15 protein-coding genes and 2 pseudogenes are annotated in these 16,783 nt (G+C 69.5%); 8 read left to right on the forward strand and 9 right to left on the reverse strand.

Going from position 1 to position 16,783, the window contains the following annotated elements; all coding sequences use genetic code 11:
- Positions 1-304: 304 nt before the first annotated feature.
- On the reverse strand, positions 305-1,048 hold the full coding sequence (locus AC6CID_RS15025) for a GAF and ANTAR domain-containing protein (RefSeq protein WP_064063730.1): 744 nt from the start codon (positions 1,046-1,048) through the stop codon (positions 305-307).
- Positions 1,048-1,179 (reverse strand): hypothetical protein, encoded by a 132-nt coding sequence (locus AC6CID_RS15030; protein WP_259444072.1) that lies wholly within the window; start codon positions 1,177-1,179, stop codon positions 1,048-1,050. Before AC6CID_RS15030 ends, AC6CID_RS15025 begins: the two co-directional genes overlap by 1 nt.
- A 1,604-nt stretch (positions 1,180-2,783) precedes the next feature.
- Between AC6CID_RS15030 and istA the strand changes: the two are divergent.
- Positions 2,784-4,381: pseudogene (gene istA, locus AC6CID_RS15035) on the forward strand (IS21 family transposase).
- Positions 4,378-5,149: pseudogene (gene istB / locus AC6CID_RS15040) on the forward strand (IS21-like element helper ATPase IstB). The pseudogenes istA and istB overlap by 4 nt, the downstream one beginning before the upstream one ends.
- Positions 5,150-5,348: 199 nt before the next feature.
- Here istB and AC6CID_RS15045 read toward each other — a convergent pair.
- Positions 5,349-5,507, reverse strand: a complete 159-nt coding sequence (locus tag AC6CID_RS15045; protein WP_157100847.1) for a hypothetical protein — start codon at positions 5,505-5,507, stop codon at positions 5,349-5,351.
- Between the two features lie 158 nt (positions 5,508-5,665).
- On the opposite strand from AC6CID_RS15045, the gene AC6CID_RS15050 reads away from it, so the two are divergent.
- Positions 5,666-6,007, forward strand: coding sequence for a hypothetical protein (locus tag AC6CID_RS15050; protein WP_019289557.1), 342 nt, complete (start codon positions 5,666-5,668; stop codon positions 6,005-6,007).
- Positions 6,008-6,603: 596 nt separating this feature from the next.
- A complete protein-coding gene (locus AC6CID_RS15055; protein ID WP_019289558.1) occupies positions 6,604-7,065 on the forward strand; it encodes a DUF5994 family protein in 462 nt (153 codons plus the stop codon).
- A 292-nt stretch (positions 7,066-7,357) separates the two neighbouring features.
- Here AC6CID_RS15055 and AC6CID_RS15060 read toward each other — a convergent pair whose 3' ends face one another.
- The 3 genes from AC6CID_RS15060 to AC6CID_RS15070 form a co-directional block, all read right to left on the reverse strand.
- Positions 7,358-7,594 (reverse strand): hypothetical protein, encoded by a 237-nt coding sequence (locus AC6CID_RS15060; protein ID WP_064062091.1) that lies wholly within the window; start codon positions 7,592-7,594, stop codon positions 7,358-7,360.
- An 822-nt stretch (positions 7,595-8,416) separates the two neighbouring features.
- The gene (locus AC6CID_RS15065) at positions 8,417-9,880 is read right to left on the reverse strand and encodes a dihydrolipoyl dehydrogenase family protein (protein WP_498354163.1); all 1,464 of its coding nucleotides are present in this window, start codon (positions 9,878-9,880) and stop codon (positions 8,417-8,419) included.
- Positions 9,881-9,976: 96 nt separating this feature from the next.
- Positions 9,977-10,741 carry a ferredoxin-like domain-containing protein gene (locus tag AC6CID_RS15070; RefSeq protein ID WP_039586446.1) on the reverse strand — a complete coding sequence of 255 codons (765 nt, stop codon included), beginning with the start codon at positions 10,739-10,741 and terminating at the stop codon, positions 9,977-9,979.
- A 74-nt stretch (positions 10,742-10,815) separates the two neighbouring features.
- On the opposite strand from AC6CID_RS15070, the gene AC6CID_RS15075 reads away from it, so the two are divergent.
- The 3 genes from AC6CID_RS15075 to AC6CID_RS15085 all read left to right on the forward strand — a co-directional run bounded on the left by AC6CID_RS15075 (position 10,816) and on the right by AC6CID_RS15085 (position 12,377).
- Entirely contained in the window at positions 10,816-11,232 is a 417-nt protein-coding gene (locus tag AC6CID_RS15075; RefSeq protein ID WP_498354164.1) for a PPOX class F420-dependent oxidoreductase, read from the forward strand.
- 5 nt (positions 11,233-11,237) lie between these two features.
- Entirely contained in the window at positions 11,238-11,738 is a 501-nt protein-coding gene (locus AC6CID_RS15080) for an acyltransferase (protein WP_498354165.1), read from the forward strand.
- Between the two features lie 105 nt (positions 11,739-11,843).
- A complete protein-coding gene (locus AC6CID_RS15085; RefSeq protein ID WP_006550017.1) occupies positions 11,844-12,377 on the forward strand; it encodes a glutathione peroxidase in 534 nt (177 codons plus the stop codon).
- 42 nt (positions 12,378-12,419) lie between these two features.
- On the opposite strand, the gene AC6CID_RS15090 is transcribed toward AC6CID_RS15085, so the two are convergent.
- The 3 genes from AC6CID_RS15090 to AC6CID_RS15100 all read right to left on the reverse strand — a co-directional run bounded on the left by AC6CID_RS15090 (position 12,420) and on the right by AC6CID_RS15100 (position 16,125).
- Positions 12,420-13,790, reverse strand: coding sequence for a metallopeptidase TldD-related protein (locus tag AC6CID_RS15090; protein WP_498354166.1), 1,371 nt, complete (start codon positions 13,788-13,790; stop codon positions 12,420-12,422).
- Entirely contained in the window at positions 13,787-15,298 is a 1,512-nt protein-coding gene (locus tag AC6CID_RS15095; RefSeq protein WP_498354167.1) for a TldD/PmbA family protein, read from the reverse strand. The genes AC6CID_RS15090 and AC6CID_RS15095 overlap by 4 nt, the downstream gene beginning before the upstream one ends.
- Positions 15,299-15,360: 62 nt before the next feature.
- Positions 15,361-16,125, reverse strand: coding sequence for a TSUP family transporter (locus AC6CID_RS15100; protein ID WP_033098288.1), 765 nt, complete (start codon positions 16,123-16,125; stop codon positions 15,361-15,363).
- 105 nt (positions 16,126-16,230) lie between these two features.
- On the opposite strand from AC6CID_RS15100, the gene AC6CID_RS15105 reads away from it, so the two are divergent.
- Positions 16,231-16,773, forward strand: a complete 543-nt coding sequence (locus AC6CID_RS15105) for an FxsA family protein (RefSeq protein WP_064061913.1) — start codon at positions 16,231-16,233, stop codon at positions 16,771-16,773.
- Positions 16,774-16,783: the final 10 nt, after the last annotated feature.

A 16,783-nucleotide genomic window follows, 5' to 3' on the forward strand; every position in this document is an offset into this window, starting at 1 on the left:
TGACTCTCCGAGTGTCGATGTCCACGACTGCGCCCCGTGGCACCGTCCCCCGCGGAGCGGCCCTGTCTCCGCGGCGACCGCGGATCCTGCGTGCCTGGATGTAACGCTAGAGGCGAAAGTCCATATGTGTTTGTCGGCAGTCCCCGCTTTTTCTCCCTCCTCGGAGTGACGGGGCCGCTCGGTCCGCGCATTCCTCCCCCGGTGTGCGTGGATCGGCGGGAAGCCCGGTGGGTGCACACCCGGGTTTTCCGCGCCGCTGTCGGCGGTACTGCGGACCGCCGGGCGGTCGCTTTCGTCGGAACGATCAGGGATTGTGGGCGCGGCCGTGCCGCTCAAGCATGGCGCGGGCCAGGTCGGCGACTTTGAGGTTCATCTGCTGGGAGGTGCGGCGCAGTGCGTCGAAGGCCTCGTCGGCGGTCATCTTCTCCAGTCCCATCAGCAGGCCGACGGCGGTGCCGATCTCGCGGTTGCTGAGCAGCCCGGCCCGCAAAGACGCGATGTCCTGATCGCGGCTGACCGCGGTCGCGGTCACCGACGCGAAGGCAGCAAGCACACCGGCCTGGGCGGCGGCCTGGGTGGTGAACGCGCCCGGAGTGGTGGAGAACAGGTTCAGGGCACCGATCTTGTGCTGGTCGATGGTCAACCGGAAGCCCATCACTGCGCGCACCGGGGTGGTCTCGACCACCGCGCGGGCGAGTTCGGGCCACTGGGAGGCGGTGCGCAGATCGGCGTCGATCTGCGGGATGTTCTCGGTGATCGCATCGACGCACGGGCCTTGTCCGAGGCGTCGCTCCAATGCGTCGATGCGGGCAGCGATGTCATCGGTGGCGGCGACGGTGACGTGCTGTCCGCGCTGCTGCAACATCACGCTGGCGTGGTCGCAACCCGGTACCAGCAGGGTGGCGGCGACGCAGATCGCCGCGTACACCTCGCTCGCGTCGGAGCCGCTGTACAAGATCTCGGCCAGCGCGGAGAACACTGTGGCCGGATCCGCCCGGGTCGGCTCGGGGATCAGCGGGGACTCGGCCACCGCGTCCTTGTCGGTCATCACATAAGGATTTCACGCCCCCGATGGCAGCCGGCACCGGGGATGACCCGCACGGTAACCACCACCAGGTGGCCACCCGCGGTGAAGGCGAGCCCACCGACCGTGTCCATCCGCAGTGCGGACGGTGCCATCACTGTCCTACCGCAGAGGCGGCACGGACCCGGGATCTGTCGCAGGGGCACGCTCCTTCGGCATCGCGCCCCTGCTCGCGATCGTCGTCGAGCGGTGGCGGGACCTCACGTAGGTCGCGGTCGGATGATGCGACCGAGGTGGAGAACCGAGCACCGATCTACGCGATGACCAGCCAGGGAACCCAGTTCACGGGGGCAATGAGCCGAACCGAAGCAGGCTTACCGGATGGTACGTAAATCCGGTAGTTTCACTCGGGTCGAGAGCACACCCGAGGATAGTGGCACCGTCAGCTGCGCTACTGAACCGACGGCACCTCTACCGTGCCGACCCGAAAGCCGACGACCGCTCCCACGCTACGCCTCTGCCCGGGTGTTCTATTCTCAGCGTCGCCGAGTCGCAATGCGATCAGTGCCCCCGACGGGTACGGACGGCCCCACGTCCCCTGCGGGAATCGGCCCCCGCACGATGCTCGCGCATCACTTCAGGGCGGAGCCGGTGCGAACCCGAAGTTTGTTTACTCAGGCAAATCCGAACGTATACTCGAATAACCCCTTCCCCCAGGGTGGATGACCGGCCGACACTTCCGTCCAGGAAGGGTCGGCCGGTCGGCACCGTCGAATCCACAAAAAGTCCACTTCTGCGGGGTTCGCCCGGCTCGACTCCCGGACGCGGCCCCGTCTGGCTGTGCCCACTTCTGAGCTGGGGGAACGCTGGGGGAGGGTCCTACCGGCACGAAGGCCAGGATCCGACACGTCCCCGAGGAAGCGGTGTCCTGCGTCATTCGACCTGAGGCACGAAGAGGCCACTGACCAGCAGTGCCTCAACCATGTGGCAAAGCGGCGCCGTGGCGTTTCTGCCACCTTGGTGAGGCAAGCCCTTGGCCGGCTATCGGGACATACGTTGCTCGACGGGTAGAGGCGCTCGCGTGACGAGCGATCCCTGGCGCTCGTGAGGCGTTGCGCAACGGTTATGACGAAGACGCACTGCTGCATGCCAAGACCAACCCCGGCGACCGGCACGACACATTCTTTGAGGACCAGAACGCGCAACACTGCATCGACAATTGCACACGTACGCAGCATCGCGGGCACTACGGTGCTCATCACGCCGCGGCGGAACGATGCCGCTGTCCCAGTCGTTCCTATCGATGTACTGCAGATCCGATCTTTTCTTGTCTGCGCGTAGCCCGATAAACTGATCGGCACCACCGGCACCCCCTGCGCGGTGGTCGAGACCCCGCCGACGTGGCTTCCGCCCCGCCGACGGGGTTTCTCGTCGATGTGAACACACAGCTATCGCTGGGGTCGGAATGATGGGACGCTGGGCGAGGCCGGATCGGCTGTGTCCTGCAGGGGGCTGCGCAGCCGTTCCGGCCGCCACCGGCGCATTTCTGCCACCACTGGCACGTTCGCTCGATGACAGAGGTGAAAGCGGACATGCCAATCTCCCTGTAGACGGACACCTCTGTCCCTGCTGACGGACAGCTGATCTCCCTGTCGATGGACGTGGGGCCGGCGGTGTGTCGGTCCTGAACCAGACGCCCCTGAAGGGGTTTTGCTCGAGGTCTTCGACCACCACCGAGCGACTCCCACCGGAGGGACGCATGAAGAAGTCTGACAGGGACATCATGGAAATTCTCGAAGCCTACGACGCGACCGGCAGCGCGCATTCCGCCGCACAGCTGGCCGGTGTCGATCCGAAAACCGTCCGGCGCTACGTCACCGCCCGTGACGCGGGGCTGACACTGGCCGGTCCCACTCGGCGACCACGCCTCATCGACGACTACCTGGCGAAGATCGAAGAGTGGATCGACCGCAGCAAGGGCAAGGTCCGTGCCGACATCGTCCACGAACGTTTGATCGAGCTCGGCTTCGACGGCACCGAACGCACCACCCGCCGGGCTGTGGCGGAGGCGAAGGCAGCGTGGCGGGCCGGGCATCGTCGCACCTACCGGCCTGGGGGCACCTCCCACGCAGTGGGGGAGGATCACCGAACCCGGCTTGTGGATGCAGTTCGATTGGGGCGCAGGACCGAAAGTACCCGGCCCCGACGGGATCATGCGCTCAACCCTGCTGTTCTGGGCCTGGCTGGCATGGTCACGCTACCGCGTCGTGATTCCGGTCTGGGACCAGACGTTGCCGACGTTGATCGCCTGTCTCGACGCCACGCTGCGCCGCTTCGGTGGGGTGCCGACCTACGCGTTGACCGACAATCCGCGCACCGTCAGCATCGATCACGTCGCCGGGATCCCGGTGCGGCATCCGCAGATCGTCGAGGCCGCCCGGCACTACGGCATGACGGTGCACACCTGCGTGCCCTTCGATCCGGAATCGAAGGGTGGCAGCGAAGCCACGGTCAAGATCGCCAAGGCGGATCTGGTGCCCACCGAAGCGAACCTGCTGCCGGACTACGCCTCGTTCGCCGACCTCGAAACCGCCTGCGACCGGTTCTGCGCCACCGTCAACGGCCGGCGGCATCGGGAAAGCGCCCGCATCCCCACCGAGGCGGTGGCCGAGGAACGTGCCCGTCTGCACACCCTGCCGACCAGCCCGCACACCCTGGCACTGGGCACCACCCGCAGCGTCGGCACCGACCAGACGATCCGGTTCGGGTCGGTGCGCTATTCGACCCCGCCCGGCCTGGTCGGCGTCGAAGTCTGGGTGCGGGCCGCCGGCACCGAGTTGGTCATCGTCGCCGACCTCGATGCCCTGCCCCGGACCCCGGCCTGGGCCCAGAACAGGAAAGGATTGAGTGAGGTTGCCCGGCACCGACTGTCGACGCCCGGGAATCCGAGCATCGACCCGGCGCACTATAGAAGACCATCCGCAGGAACCGGGCGGTGCCCCGAAGCCTCCGATCCCGAGGGCCCGTTCGGCGGCCGAGGCCCGGTTCCTCGATCTCGGTCCCGGCGCGCATGCCTGGCTGATCGCCGCCTCGGCGGCCGGCGCGGTCCGGATCCGCGCGAAGATGACCGCCGCGGTCGAACTGGCCGCGTTCGTCGTCGTCGGCACCGTCGACGCCGCGTTGGCGGTCGCCGCCGAGGCAGGCCGGTTCGCCGAGTCGGACCTGCCGGCGATCGTCGCCCACCATGCCGACGCCCCCTCCAGTGGGAATGTCGTTGCCGACGAGGAGCATTCGGTCCAACCCGGCACCGGTGCCTGGGCCGGATTCGGCACCACAGCGGCGGGAGCAGGATCGTGAACCCGACTCCGCCGCCGCTGTCCGAGGATCTGGTGGCGGTACTCAAACGGATGCGTCTGCCCTATCTGCGTGCTGCCGCACCCGAAGTCCTCGCCACCGCGAAGGCGCAGCGGTGGGATCCGGCCGAGGTCCTCAAGGTTCTGCTCGACGAGGAGATCCGGGGCCGGGACGAGGCCACCAGGGCGATGCGCCGCAAGAGCGCCGGCCTTCCCGCGGGCAAGACCTTTTCCTCCTGGCGCGAGACGGATTCGTCGATCCCGCTACCCACCCAGCACGCACTGGCGACGTTGGAGTGGGTGCATCGCGCCGAGAATCTTGCGGTCAGCGGGCCGTCCGGAACCGGCAAGACCCACTTCGTCGAGGCACTCGCGCATGCGGTGATCGACGCCGGGATGCGGGTGTCGTGGTTCAGTCTCGAATCGTTGACCGCGGCGATCGGGCGGGCTGCGGTGGACGGATCGATCACCAAGGCCATCACCCGCATCACCCGGGCCGAGTTGATCGTCGTCGACGACATCTTCGATGCTGCCCTCCGGTCAGGCCGCCGCCGAGGCGTTCTACCGTCTCGTCGATGCTGCCTACGAACGGCGCAGCGTGGTGGTCACCAGCAACCTGCACCCGTCCGGCTTCGACACGATCATGCCGAAAACCCTCGCTACCGCCGCGGTCGACCGACTGCTGCACCACGCCCATGTGGTCATCACCGAGGGCACCTCGTTGCGACTGCAGGACGCCACCGCCGGACGCGGGGTGATGCCCTTGGCCTGACCTGCCGCGGGAGATCAGTTGACCGCCGGCAGGGAGATCAGCTGTCCGCGCACAGGGACGCAACATGTCCGCCTACAGGGACGCCCTCATGTCCCTTGACAAGAGGAACACGCATGTTTCCGATCCACGGTGAGGGGGCACACGGTCGGTACCCAGGCCGGTCTATCCGGAGAGCTCAGCTCGGGGAGGCATCGCCAGTTCAACCCAGCAGCTGGCGATGCCGTCTTCGCACTCGTGCACCCGCACCAGCCTCCTCGAAACCTGATAAACAAACGTGAACTGCTGCGTCCATTCCGACCAGGACGATGAGCAACAGCAGCATGTGAGCTTTCAGCGAATTCAGGAGTTCATTGCTCACTGCTGCACCTGGTCTCGGCTGATCGGCGAGGCTTCCACGACAGATGATTCGCTCGTACCACTCCCCTTGGTGGTGGGCACCGATGCAGTTCGGAGTCGGAGCCCCGTTCCACGGAAGTCCCACTTGATCCGGAGATGTTCCACCGACGAGGAGAGACCATGAGTTTGGTGTACTACATCCTTCCCGACGGTCGTGAAGCCGGCTACGGAGTCGCCGCCGAATGCGACGATCCTCAGTGCCATCAGCTGATCGACCGGGGACGCGGGTATCTGTGCGGGGACAATCCCCTCGGGCGTAAGGAGGACGACGAAGCGGGGTGCGGCAACTACTTCTGCCTCGTGCATCTGCCCGACCACCGGTGCCCGGTGCCGGGATGCGATGTGCCCTGCGATGACGCGTTGCCGTGTTCGCTGGTGCGTGGTCACGATCGGCCGCACCGGAACACCACCGCCCGGCCACGCACGCGTACGCGTCGACGCTCACCCCCGAGACACCCGTGACCACCTCACACACCCGCGCTTGTCCCACCTCGATACCTGAGGGCGGTGCCCACACACCGGATCGGAGAATTCGCCGGGCCGCATCCAGCGCCGAGACGGCCGTCGCAGGCGTGGGCCGTCGCTACGGCGCGGGCCGTCGCTACGGTCCTTCCGCCGGTGGTGTCGTCCCGGGGACAGACAGGTCCCACCGAGGGATGCGACCTGACCGGCTCTCCCGCAGGCCGACGCTGCGCCTTGGCGGTCTGTGCGCTGGCCGCCACGTGGGCTCTCTCGCGGTGTACCGGGCCACGGTGTGCCGATTGCCGACCACGTGACCGTGGTGACGGTAGGCTGAAGGTGCCGGGGCCTGAAGTGCGAGACCATGCCCGGTCTCGTCGGCGCCGTCGATATGAGCAGGCCGCTCTGCGGCCCAGTCAGGAGCGTCGCGATGACGCTGCACCACGCCCGGATCCGCTCGGATCGCTCTTTCTCTCGTTACCCCGCCGGACCTCGGCGACTGCGCGGTGATTGTCGCGAGTACCGGGTCCGGTGGACAGCCGCCACGGACCTCGGATGCCGGCACCGGCCTCCATCCGGACCCGACACGGGACTATGACATGAGCAGACTTCCGCGGCGCCTGTTCACCAATCGTGACCTGGGGCGTTTCCGCGCTGCCGCCGACGGTGGACAGCCCTTCGACGCCCCGACCCGCACGGTGCGGCTGCTTCTGCGCGACCCCGACGAGCACTCCGCCGGCGTCGACGGCGCCTGGTGGCCGCGGGGCGACAATGTCACCGCCGAACTCCACAACCTGGTCTCCGCACTGACCTCCCGCCTGGGACGAACCGAACGGATCGCCTTCGACTGGAATGCCCTGAGCATCTCCCAGCGAGGTATCGATCCTCCGGACGGTCTCGACTTCGTCGGACCGGCACCGGATCAGCCACGCAACCAGATGTACGTTTTCGGCCGGAACGGAACCTGCCTCCGGTTGTTGATCATCGAGCCCATGCTCGATGCCGATCGAGCGTACGAAGACATGCAGAAGACCGTGGCACCGAATACCGAACAAGCCTGAGCAACCTAGGTGTTCGGTCATCGACAGACCCTCGCGGTGCTGCCGTGTCACCACGACAGGCCTGAATGTGCGTAGCGTTCATCCGGTCCTACCAGCTCCCAGCCGAGGATCACACCCGCACACCGAAGACCACCGGGGATTCGGACCCGCGACGAACCCATCCGCCTCCAGGTGAGGATCTGCACAGCTGAACGAAAGGCGCCGGACGATGCCCATGCTCCCCATGATCGAGGCAGTGCTGCGGACCCATTACCGCCTCCTCCGAGTCCCGCTGGCGGTATTCGAGCAACACCTATCTCGTCCTGCCGGGCAGGGCTCTGCCGTGCATTCGGCCTGCCGACAAGTACTGATCACGTGTGACCGCACGGCCGCGCACGTTCTGCGTGACGGGACGGCCGGCCATGCCGCCGACCGGACCGAGCAGCGCCACACCGCCGACCGCCACGCTCACGCCCGGAAACAACACGACCGAGACCTGCGGGACGCAGCAGTACTCGACGAGCACCGCCGTCGATTCCTCGACAGCCACTACCGGGCTGGACACACCTCGCCACCGGCCCATTCATCGGAGACACCACCGAAAGCCGCCAACGGTAGCGTTGAACAACGATGATCCCCGATATTCGGATGTGCGCTCCGGGGGCCTCCCGCACCGAGAACCGCCAACGATCTGAAGGAATGCGCAGGCGAGGGGATCTCCCGTCACGAGATACGGGCAGTGCACCTCATCCTAAAATCCACAAATAGGCTGTAGGTTCTCGCCCAACTTGTCAGTCGTGCAGCAGCGCGTGGACCCGCGGCGTTCCGACTTCGTGTCCGTCAGAGATTCTCGCGAACTTGCCGGAATCCTCAGAAATTCCGACCCCGTCTCGCTGCGCACCTGCCCTGAACTGGGGAAACGCGGAGATGAGGGCGCCCTACCGACACGAAATCTGAAAATGACACGTTCCGGCGTGTGACGTCCTGGTGGTGGTGTCGGTCGGAGCCAGGGAACTACGGGCGTGAAACTAACGGTGAGCAGGTAGGTGGCGGCACCGGCGCATCCGGTGACAGTCACCGCTGTTGATGAGGTCCGTGGCGTCCGCATCACCGGAGGCAACCCGCGCTCATCGTCGGCCCGGGCTCCAACAAGTCGCCGGTCTACGTGCCGAAATGCACGTAGACCGCGGGGACCTGCGTGCCTTCGGCACCGTCGGGGGAGCGCAGGGTGCGGCGCAGCATGTCGTCGGTGTTCTTCGGGATGCGCCTGCTGCCGCGCGCGGTGTGGCGGCGTCTGCCGCGCTGACCGTCGGCGTGCAGTTCTCGTCGCCACGCGGCGTGTCACGACGACAACTGCACGTTCGAGAGGCGGTCAGCTGCGGCGGGATTCGAGCAGCCGCAACCAGATCTCGCTGATGGTGGGGTAGGACGGCACCGCATGCCACAGGGCGTCCAGCGGCACCTTCCCGACCAGGGCGATCGTGGCGGCGTGGACGAGTTCGGCGACCTCCTGGCCGACGAAGGTCGCGCCGACGAGGGTGTCGGTGGCCCGGTCGACGACGAGCGCGGCGTGGCCGGCGTAGTCATCGCGGGCGAGCGAGGCGCCGGCGACATCGATGTCGGCCTCGAGGACCTCGACGTCGAGTCCGTCGGCGCGGGCCTGCTCGGCGGTGCGGCCGACCGCGGCGATCTCCGGGACGGTGAAGATCACCTGCGGGACCTGCCCGTGGTCGGCGCTCGCCCGGAACCGTGACCCGTCGGTGGGGCGGTTCTCGGCGCGGGCGGCGATGACGTCCCCGCACACCCGCGCCTGGTATTTGCCCATGTGGGTCAGTGCGGCGCGACCGGCGATGTCCCCGACCGCATACAGCCACTGGCCGTCGACCCCGTCGACGGTGAGATCGTCGGCGACGGTCACCTTCCCGTCGGTCAGGCCGACAGTGTCGAGACCGAGCCCGTCCACGGCGGGGCAGCGGCCGGCGGCGACGACGATCTCGTCGACCTCGAGAGTGCTGCCGTCGGACAACTCCACGGTGGCGGGACCGCCGTGGATGCGGCCGACGCCGGTGTCCTTGACGTCGGGGCGCTGCACCGAGCGGATCTCGGTGCCGTAGCGCACATTCAGGCCCTTGTGGGCCATGCGGGTGGCGACGCGTTCGGCGGCGAACGGCTCCACGCGCGGCAGCAACCGGTCGCCGCGCACCGCGAGGGTGAGTTCCTCGACGCCGAGTTGCCGCAGCCAGGTGGCGGTTTCGCAGGCGACGACACCGCCGCCGACCACCAGCACCCGGCGGGGGACCTCGAGCAGATTCGTCGCATCCCGGGAGGTCCACGGCAGCGCGTCGCGCAGGCCGGGCAGGTCCGGGATCGACGCGACGGTGCCGGTGGCCAGGACGACGGCGTGCCGGGCCTGCAGGCGACGCTCCCCGTCGGCTCCGGTGACGGTGACGGTGCGTTCGCCGGCGAGGCGGCCGTGGCCGCGCACGACGTCGATACCCGCGCCCTCGGCCCAGTCCACCTGGGAACTGTCGTCGCGGTTGTGGGTGAAGCTGTCGCGGCGGGCGAGTACGGCCGGTACCTCGACGCCGTGGGCGCTGATCTTGTCGGCGACGCCGGGCATGTTGCGGGCGGTGGTGAGCACCTGGGTGGGGCGCAGCAGGGCTTTGCTGGGCATGCAGGCCCAGTAGGAACATTCGCCGCCGACGAGTTCGTGTTCGACGAGCACCGCGGTGCGGTCGCTGCCGGCGATGGCGTACTGGGCGGCGTTCTCCCCGGCCGGGCCCGCGCCGAGGACGATCACGTCATAGCTGTCGGATTCCGCTGTCGGACCGCTCATCCGTCCACGATAGGCGCGGCCGAACCGTCGGCGGGCCGGATCGGGGGCGACGGTCCGGTTCGCGAAGTCCGCCCGTTCGTGCAGGTCAGCGGCGGCTCAGCGCAGATGCGGGGAGTCGGCGTCGAAGATCAACCCCATCGGGGCGAGCACCCGCACCACCTGTTCGGCGGTCCACTCGTCGAGATCGCACAGCAGCACCGACCGCCACGGGGTGACGATCACCGGACGTTCGACGGCGGCGAGGAATTCCGCCAGTCGTGCGGGAAGGATCCCGCCGGGCAGCCCGCCGGCGAGGGTGACGGCCCCGTCGGGCTGGTCGAGCCACCCGATCGGTGGCCGCGGCTGCTCCGGTACCGGTTCCGGATCCCCGGTGGGGTCGGTCGGTGGGGTGAGCAGCGCCTCGGCGGCGTCCTGCGGGTCGACGCGCACCCCGGTGTCGGCGCCGTCGCGGATCACCGCGAAGCGGCCGTCGGGGCGGGCGAGGACCGCGACGGTGGGGGCGAGGGCGACGATGTCGCCTGTGCCGTCGTCGAGCCCGAGGACGGTGCCGGCCGCCACGGGCCGGTCGTCCAGGCGCGCGATCACCGTGGCGGTGAGTTCGCGCAGGTCGTGGTGTCCGCCGATGCGGCCGCTGAGCGGGGAGACGAGAAGCCGTGCGCGGGTGGGCACGTCGACGGTGAGACCGGCGGCGGTGACGGCCGCGCTGATCGCGGCGTGGTCGCCGCGCACCCGCAGCTGGGCATGGGCGGTCAGGTGCAGTTCGCCGCCGCCGTGGGTGTGGGCGAGCTCGGCGAGCACCTGCACCTGCGCGGAGGTCAGGTGCCCGGCGGGCAGGTGCACGTCGACAGCGGTATCGGCCATGACCGCCAGCGTAGAACGCGGCGCCGGGGGGACGAGCGGTGCCGTGAGACCGGGCGGTTTGTAGGGTGGTGGCCATGCCCGAGTCGACGACCCCCACCTTCGCGGACCTCGCCGCCGCCAAGTTCGTGCTGCTGACCACCTACCGCAAGGACGGCAGCGCGGTGGACACCCCGGTGTGGGCGGCGCCCGACGGGAACCGGCTGCTGGTGTGGACGGTCGCCGACGCCTACAAGGTGCGGCGACTGCGCCGCGATCCGCGGGTGTCCCTGGCGATCTGCGACGCGCGCGGCAACCCGAAGTCGGCGGCGGTGCCCGGCACCGGGGAGGTGCTCGACGCCGACGGGTCGGCGCACGCCCGGTCGGTGATCGCCCGCAAGTACGGGCTGCTCGGCCGGATCATCGTCGGCGCGAGCGTGGTGCGCCGCGGCCGCACCGGCACCGTCGGGTTGGCGTGTGTGCTCGATCCTGCCGACGAGAAGCTCGGCGGGTAGGCGTCGTGGCTCGTTCTCATACCTATCGGTCCCAGGCGATCGCGGTGGCGCTCGCAAGCAGCCCGCTGATCTCCAGCGGGAGTCGCTGGAAGTGGTTGCGCCGCGCCGGTGTCGACGCCGCACCGCCGAGCCTGATCCACACCGGCGTGGTGGTGCAGGGCCTCGGCCGGCTCACCCTCGGCGCGGGCTCGTTCGTCAACCACGGCTGCTATTTCGACACGGTCGCCGACATCACCCTCGGGCAGCGGGTGTTCCTCGGCGACCACGTGCGGGTGCTCACCAGCAGCCACCGCATGGGCACCGCCGAACAGCGCGCGTCGACGCTGACGGGGGAGCCGGTGACCATCGGCGACGGCGCGTGGATCGGCTCCGGTGCGGTGATCATGCCGGGCGTGAGCATCGGCGCCGGTGTGGTGATCGGCGCGAACTCGCTGGTGACGAAGGACTGTGCCCCACACACGCTGCATCTGGGCAGCCCCGCCCGGCACGTCCGCGACTTGGACTGACCCCGCACCGGCAGCCCCGCCCGGGTCGTCCGATCCCGTAGGGTCCGTGGTGATCTCGGCCTCACCTGCGGGGCCGAGCCGATCGAACCCAGTTCAGGAGAGCGCATGTCCGTGCACGAGTACACCGTGGCCACCGCCGACGGCGGCAGCGAGGATCTCGCCCGCTTCGCCGGCCGGCATCTGCTGATCGTCAACGTCGCCAGCAAGTGCGGCCTGACCCCGCAGTACGAGGCCCTCGAGGCGCTGCACCGCGAGCTGGGCGAGCGCGGACTGCAGATCCTCGCGTTCCCGTGCAACCAGTTCGGTGGTCAGGAACCGGGTAGTGACAGCGAGATCCAGGAGTTCTGCCGCGTGAACTTCGACGTCACCTTCCCGGTGTTCGCGAAGGTCGATGTCAACGGCGACGATGCGCACCCGCTCTACCGGCACCTGCGCGCCGAGGCTCCCGGTGATTTCGGGCCGCAGCACGGTTTCCTGTTCGAGCACGTGAGCAAGACCCGCCCGGAGGCGATCGGCACCGACGAGGTGAAGTGGAACTTCACCAAGTTCCTCGTCGACCCGCAGGGCGCGGTGGTGCGCCGCTTCGAGCCGACGGTCACCCCCGAGGAGATCGGCAAGGAACTCACCGACCTGCTCTGAGCCCCTGCCGGTCCGGTCGGTGCCTACGGACCGGACCGGAGGTCAGTGGGCGGCGCTGACCGAGGACATGCGGAAGTCGGGGATGCGCACCGGCGGCATCGCGGTGCGGGTGAACCAGTCCTTCCACTCCCGCGGCAGGGTGCGTTCGGTGGCGCCGATCTCGGTGGCGCGGCCGAGCAGATCGACCGGGGATTCGTTGAACCGGAAGTTGTTCACCGCCGCCCGCACCTGCCCGTCCTCGACGAGATACACCCCGTCGCGGGTCAGGCCGGTCAGCAACAGCACCGCCGGATCGACCTCCCGCAGGTACCACACGGTGGTCAGCAGCAGACCGCGTTCGGTGCGGGCGATCATGTCGTCCACATCGGCAGTGCTGCCACCGGTGAGCAGCAGATTCTCGCCCGGCGCCGTGGGGGTGGCCCCGAATTCGGCGGCTGCGGCCCGCGGATACGCCAGCGCGTGCAGGGCGCCGTCGCGGAGCCAGTCGACGCGCCCGGCGCTCATCCCGGTGTCGAACACCGAGACGCTGTCGGTAGAGGCTGTGGTGACCACGAACGGCGCATAGCCGAGCCCCGGCGCGGCCGGATCGGACGTCAATGTCACCGGCAGCGCCGCGATCTGCTCGCCGAGGCGGGTGCTGCCGGGCCCGGCCCACACCGACCGGCCCTCCTCGGCGCCGCGCCCGTCGAGGGACCACAGCAGCGGGATCATCAGGTCCGCGACCACCGAGGGTGGCAGCAGCGTCTCGTACCGTCCGGCGGGCAGGTCGACGCGGGTACCGGCCCAGTCCAGCCGCCGCGCCAGTTCGGCGCGCAGCGGATCCATTGCGATGTCGGTGAAGTCGACGGTGCCGGCGCCGACCCAGGCGCTCGCCCCGGTCAGGCCGCCGCGTTTGCCGTTGATCTCGAGCGACCCGTCGCGTTGCACCCAGCGGCGCCGCACCCCGGTGGAGGTGCCCAGCCACATCGTCGTGGATTGGTGGTGGGCGAATCCGTAGAGGGCGTCGGTGTCGTCGAAGCCGGCGGCGAGCCCGTCGAGGAGCGGGGCGAAGACCTCGACGTCGGTGCCGACGGCCTCTTCGCCCCACTGCGGGTCGGTGTCGTCGCCGTCGATCAACGGCATGGCATCCGGGGCCGCCGGGGCCTGCTGCGCGGCCGCCCACGCCGCGGCAACCACCGCGCCGATGTCGTCGGCGTCGACGATCGGGGCGCTGACCACCCCGCAGTGTGCGCCGTCGGGGGTGCGGCGGATCGCGAGGATCGTGGCGCCGCGGGCACGGGCGGAGCCGTTGGTGGTCATCGAACTGCCGGCCCACCGCAGCGACGCCTCGGCACTGTCGGTGACCATCACGATGGTCTCGTCGGCAGGGGAGGTCGCCAGGGCGGTTTCGACGAGTCGGTCTCCGGGGATCATCGGCCACCTTCCTGCACCGTGTTGAGCACGTTCACGCCGCGCACCAGCACCGACGGGCAGCCGTGCGAGACGGACGCGACCTGCCCGGGTTGCGCCTTGCCGCAGTTCATCGCGCCGCCGAGCTGCCAGGTCGACGCGCCGCCGACCGCCTCGAGGGCACCCCAGAACTCGGTGGTCGACGCCTGATAGGCCACATCGCGGACCTGCCCGGCGAGCCGGCCGCCGCGGATCCGGTAGAACCGCTGACCGGTGAACTGGAAGTTGTGCCGCTGCATGTCGATCGACCAGCTGCGATCGCCGACGATGTACAGCCCGTCGTCGACCCCGGCGATCAGATCGGCGGTGCTGCGATCGACGCTCGGATCGGGTTGCAGCGACACGTTCGCCATCCGCTGGATCGGCACGTGATGCGCCGAATCGGCGTAGGCGCAGCCGTTCGAGCGGGCCACCCCGAGCTTCGGGGCGAACGCCCGGTCGAGTTGGTAGCCGACGAGCACCCCGTCCTTCACGAGATCCCAGGACTGGGCGGCGACCCCGTCGTCGTCGTAGCCGACGGTGGCCATGCCGTGCGGTTCGGTGCGGTCGGCGGTGACATGCATGACGTCGCTGCCGTAGCGCAGGCTGCCGAGCAGGTCGGGGGTGGCGAAGGAGGTGCCGGCGTAGGCGGCCTCGTAGCCGATGGCGCGGTCGTATTCGGTGGCGTGCCCGACCGATTCGTGGATCGTCAGCCACAGATTCGTCGGGTCGATCACCAGATCGGTGCGGCCCGGGATCACCGACGGGGCCTGCGCCTTCTCCGCGAGCTGCTCGGGCAGTTCGGCGAGCTCACGGCTCCAGTCCCACCACCGGTCCGAGGCCACATACTCCCAGCCGCGGCCGGTCGGCGGGGCCAGGGTGCGCATCGACTCGAAGGTGCCGGCCTCACGGTCGACGCGGGTCGCGTCGAGGTCGGAGTGGATCCGCACCCGCTGCTGGGTGATCGTCGACCCGGCGAGATCGGCGTAGAAGGTCTGCTCCTTGACCAGGGTCAGATTCGCGGCGACATGGTCGACACCGACGGCGTCCTGCAATCGCCGCGAACGGTCCTCGAGCACCGCGATGCGCTCGGCGGCGGGGACGGTGAACGGGTCGATCTCGTACGGCGAGACCCACACCGCGTCCCGGTGGACCGCTTCGTCGGCCCACTGCACCGGATCCCGGTTCAACGCGCGCAGGGTGCGGGCGACCGCGACGGCGCGGGCCGCGGCATCGGCGGCGCCGTCCGGGCCGGGCACCGGATGCGACGCGAATCCCCAGGTGCCGTCGAGCAGCACCCGCACCGCCACCCCGCAGTCGCTGTCGTCCACCGCCGCCTGCAGGGCGCCGTCGCGCAGGGTGCTCGTCCCGGTCCGGATCCGATGCACCCGCACATCGGCGTGACTCGCACCCGCCGCCCGCGCGACCGTCAGGCCCGCGTCGGCGGCCGCGTGCAACGGCAGGGCCAGGAAATCGTCGTCCACCGCATTCACCCGCCCACGGTAACGCCGGGATGTGCGGCATCGGGGTTGCCGCACCGAGCGTCTCGGGTGGCTCAGCCGAACTGTTCGATGCCGAGGCGGATCACCATGGCGATCACCACGACCAGCAACACCACCCGCACGAACCCGGCGCCGCGGGCGAGCGCCATCCGGGAGCCGAGCACCGAGCCGGCGACATTGCACACCGCCAGCGCCGCCCCGAGCGCCCACCACACGTGCCCGCCGACGGCGAACAGGACCAGCGCCCCGAGATTCGAGCCGAAGTTGAGCACCTTCGCCATCGCCGCCGAGGTGACGAACTCGCTGCCGAGCATCGCCGCGAACACGATGATGAAGAAGGTGCCGGTGCCGGGCCCGAGGATCCCGTCGTAGAAGCCGATCACCGCCGCGGCCGTGACCACGACGGTGGCCAGCCGCAGCGTGGACGGGCGGCGGGTGCTGCCGGTGCCGAGTTTCGGGCGGGCGGTGACGAACACCGCTACCGCGACGAGCACGACCATCACGATCGGGATGAACACTTCCCGGTCGATGAGCGAGACCGCCGCCGCCCCCGCCGCCGCGGCCAGCGCGGCGACCAGGGCGGCGGGGCCGAGCAGCGACCAGCGCAGCGGGATGCGCCGCGCGAAGGTCAGCACCGCCGCGCCGGTCCCGCAGATCGCGGTGAGCTTGTTCGTCGCCAGCGCCGCCTGTGGCGTCAATTGCGGGGCGACGAGGAACAGGGCGGGCAGCAGGATCAGCCCGCCGCCGCCGACCACCGCGTCCACCCAGCCGGCGGCTGTCGCGGCGGTCATCAGCAACGCCCAGTCACCTGCAGTCATGGCGGCCATTCGATCACGCGCCGCATCCGCGGGTCGGGTGCGGGAGCAAAACCGGTGGTCCGTTCGTTGACCGGACAGAAGCCGCCGACGGAAGGAAGTCCCGCCGTGTACCCGTTGTTGTTCGTGCTCTACGTCGTGGCGGAGATCGCGGTGCTGGCCTGGCTCGGCTCCACCCTCGGAGCCCTGGCCACCGTGTTGATCTTCCTCGGTGTCAGCGCCGCCGGTTATCTCGTGCTTGCCGCCCTGGGTCGCCGCGCGCTGCGCAACCTCGGTGAGCTGCGCGGTGGCCGGGCGCCGCACGCGAATTCCCCGGAGCGGGTGCTCACCGACGGCGCGCTCATCGGCGCCGGCGCGGCCCTGGTGCTGATTCCCGGCATCGTCAGCACCGTGCTCGGGGTGCTGCTGTTGCTGCCGTCCCGCGCCGCGCTGCGTCCGGCGGTGCGCACGCTGGTCGCGCGGCGGGCCCGCGCCGCCGGGTTCTCCGCGCAGCGGCTGGTGGTGGTCGACGGGCAGGTCGTCGATCACAGTGTCGTCGGTGGTGCCCCGCACCTGACCGGTGGTGCGGCCGTGACCGAGCAGGTCGACGACCGTGGCACCGTGCTCGAAGGGGAGATCGTGGAGACCCCGCGCCGCCGCGAGGAGCGGTAACGGGCAGACT

The sequence above is a fragment of the Rhodococcus sp. GQ147 genome, assembly GCF_059759155.1.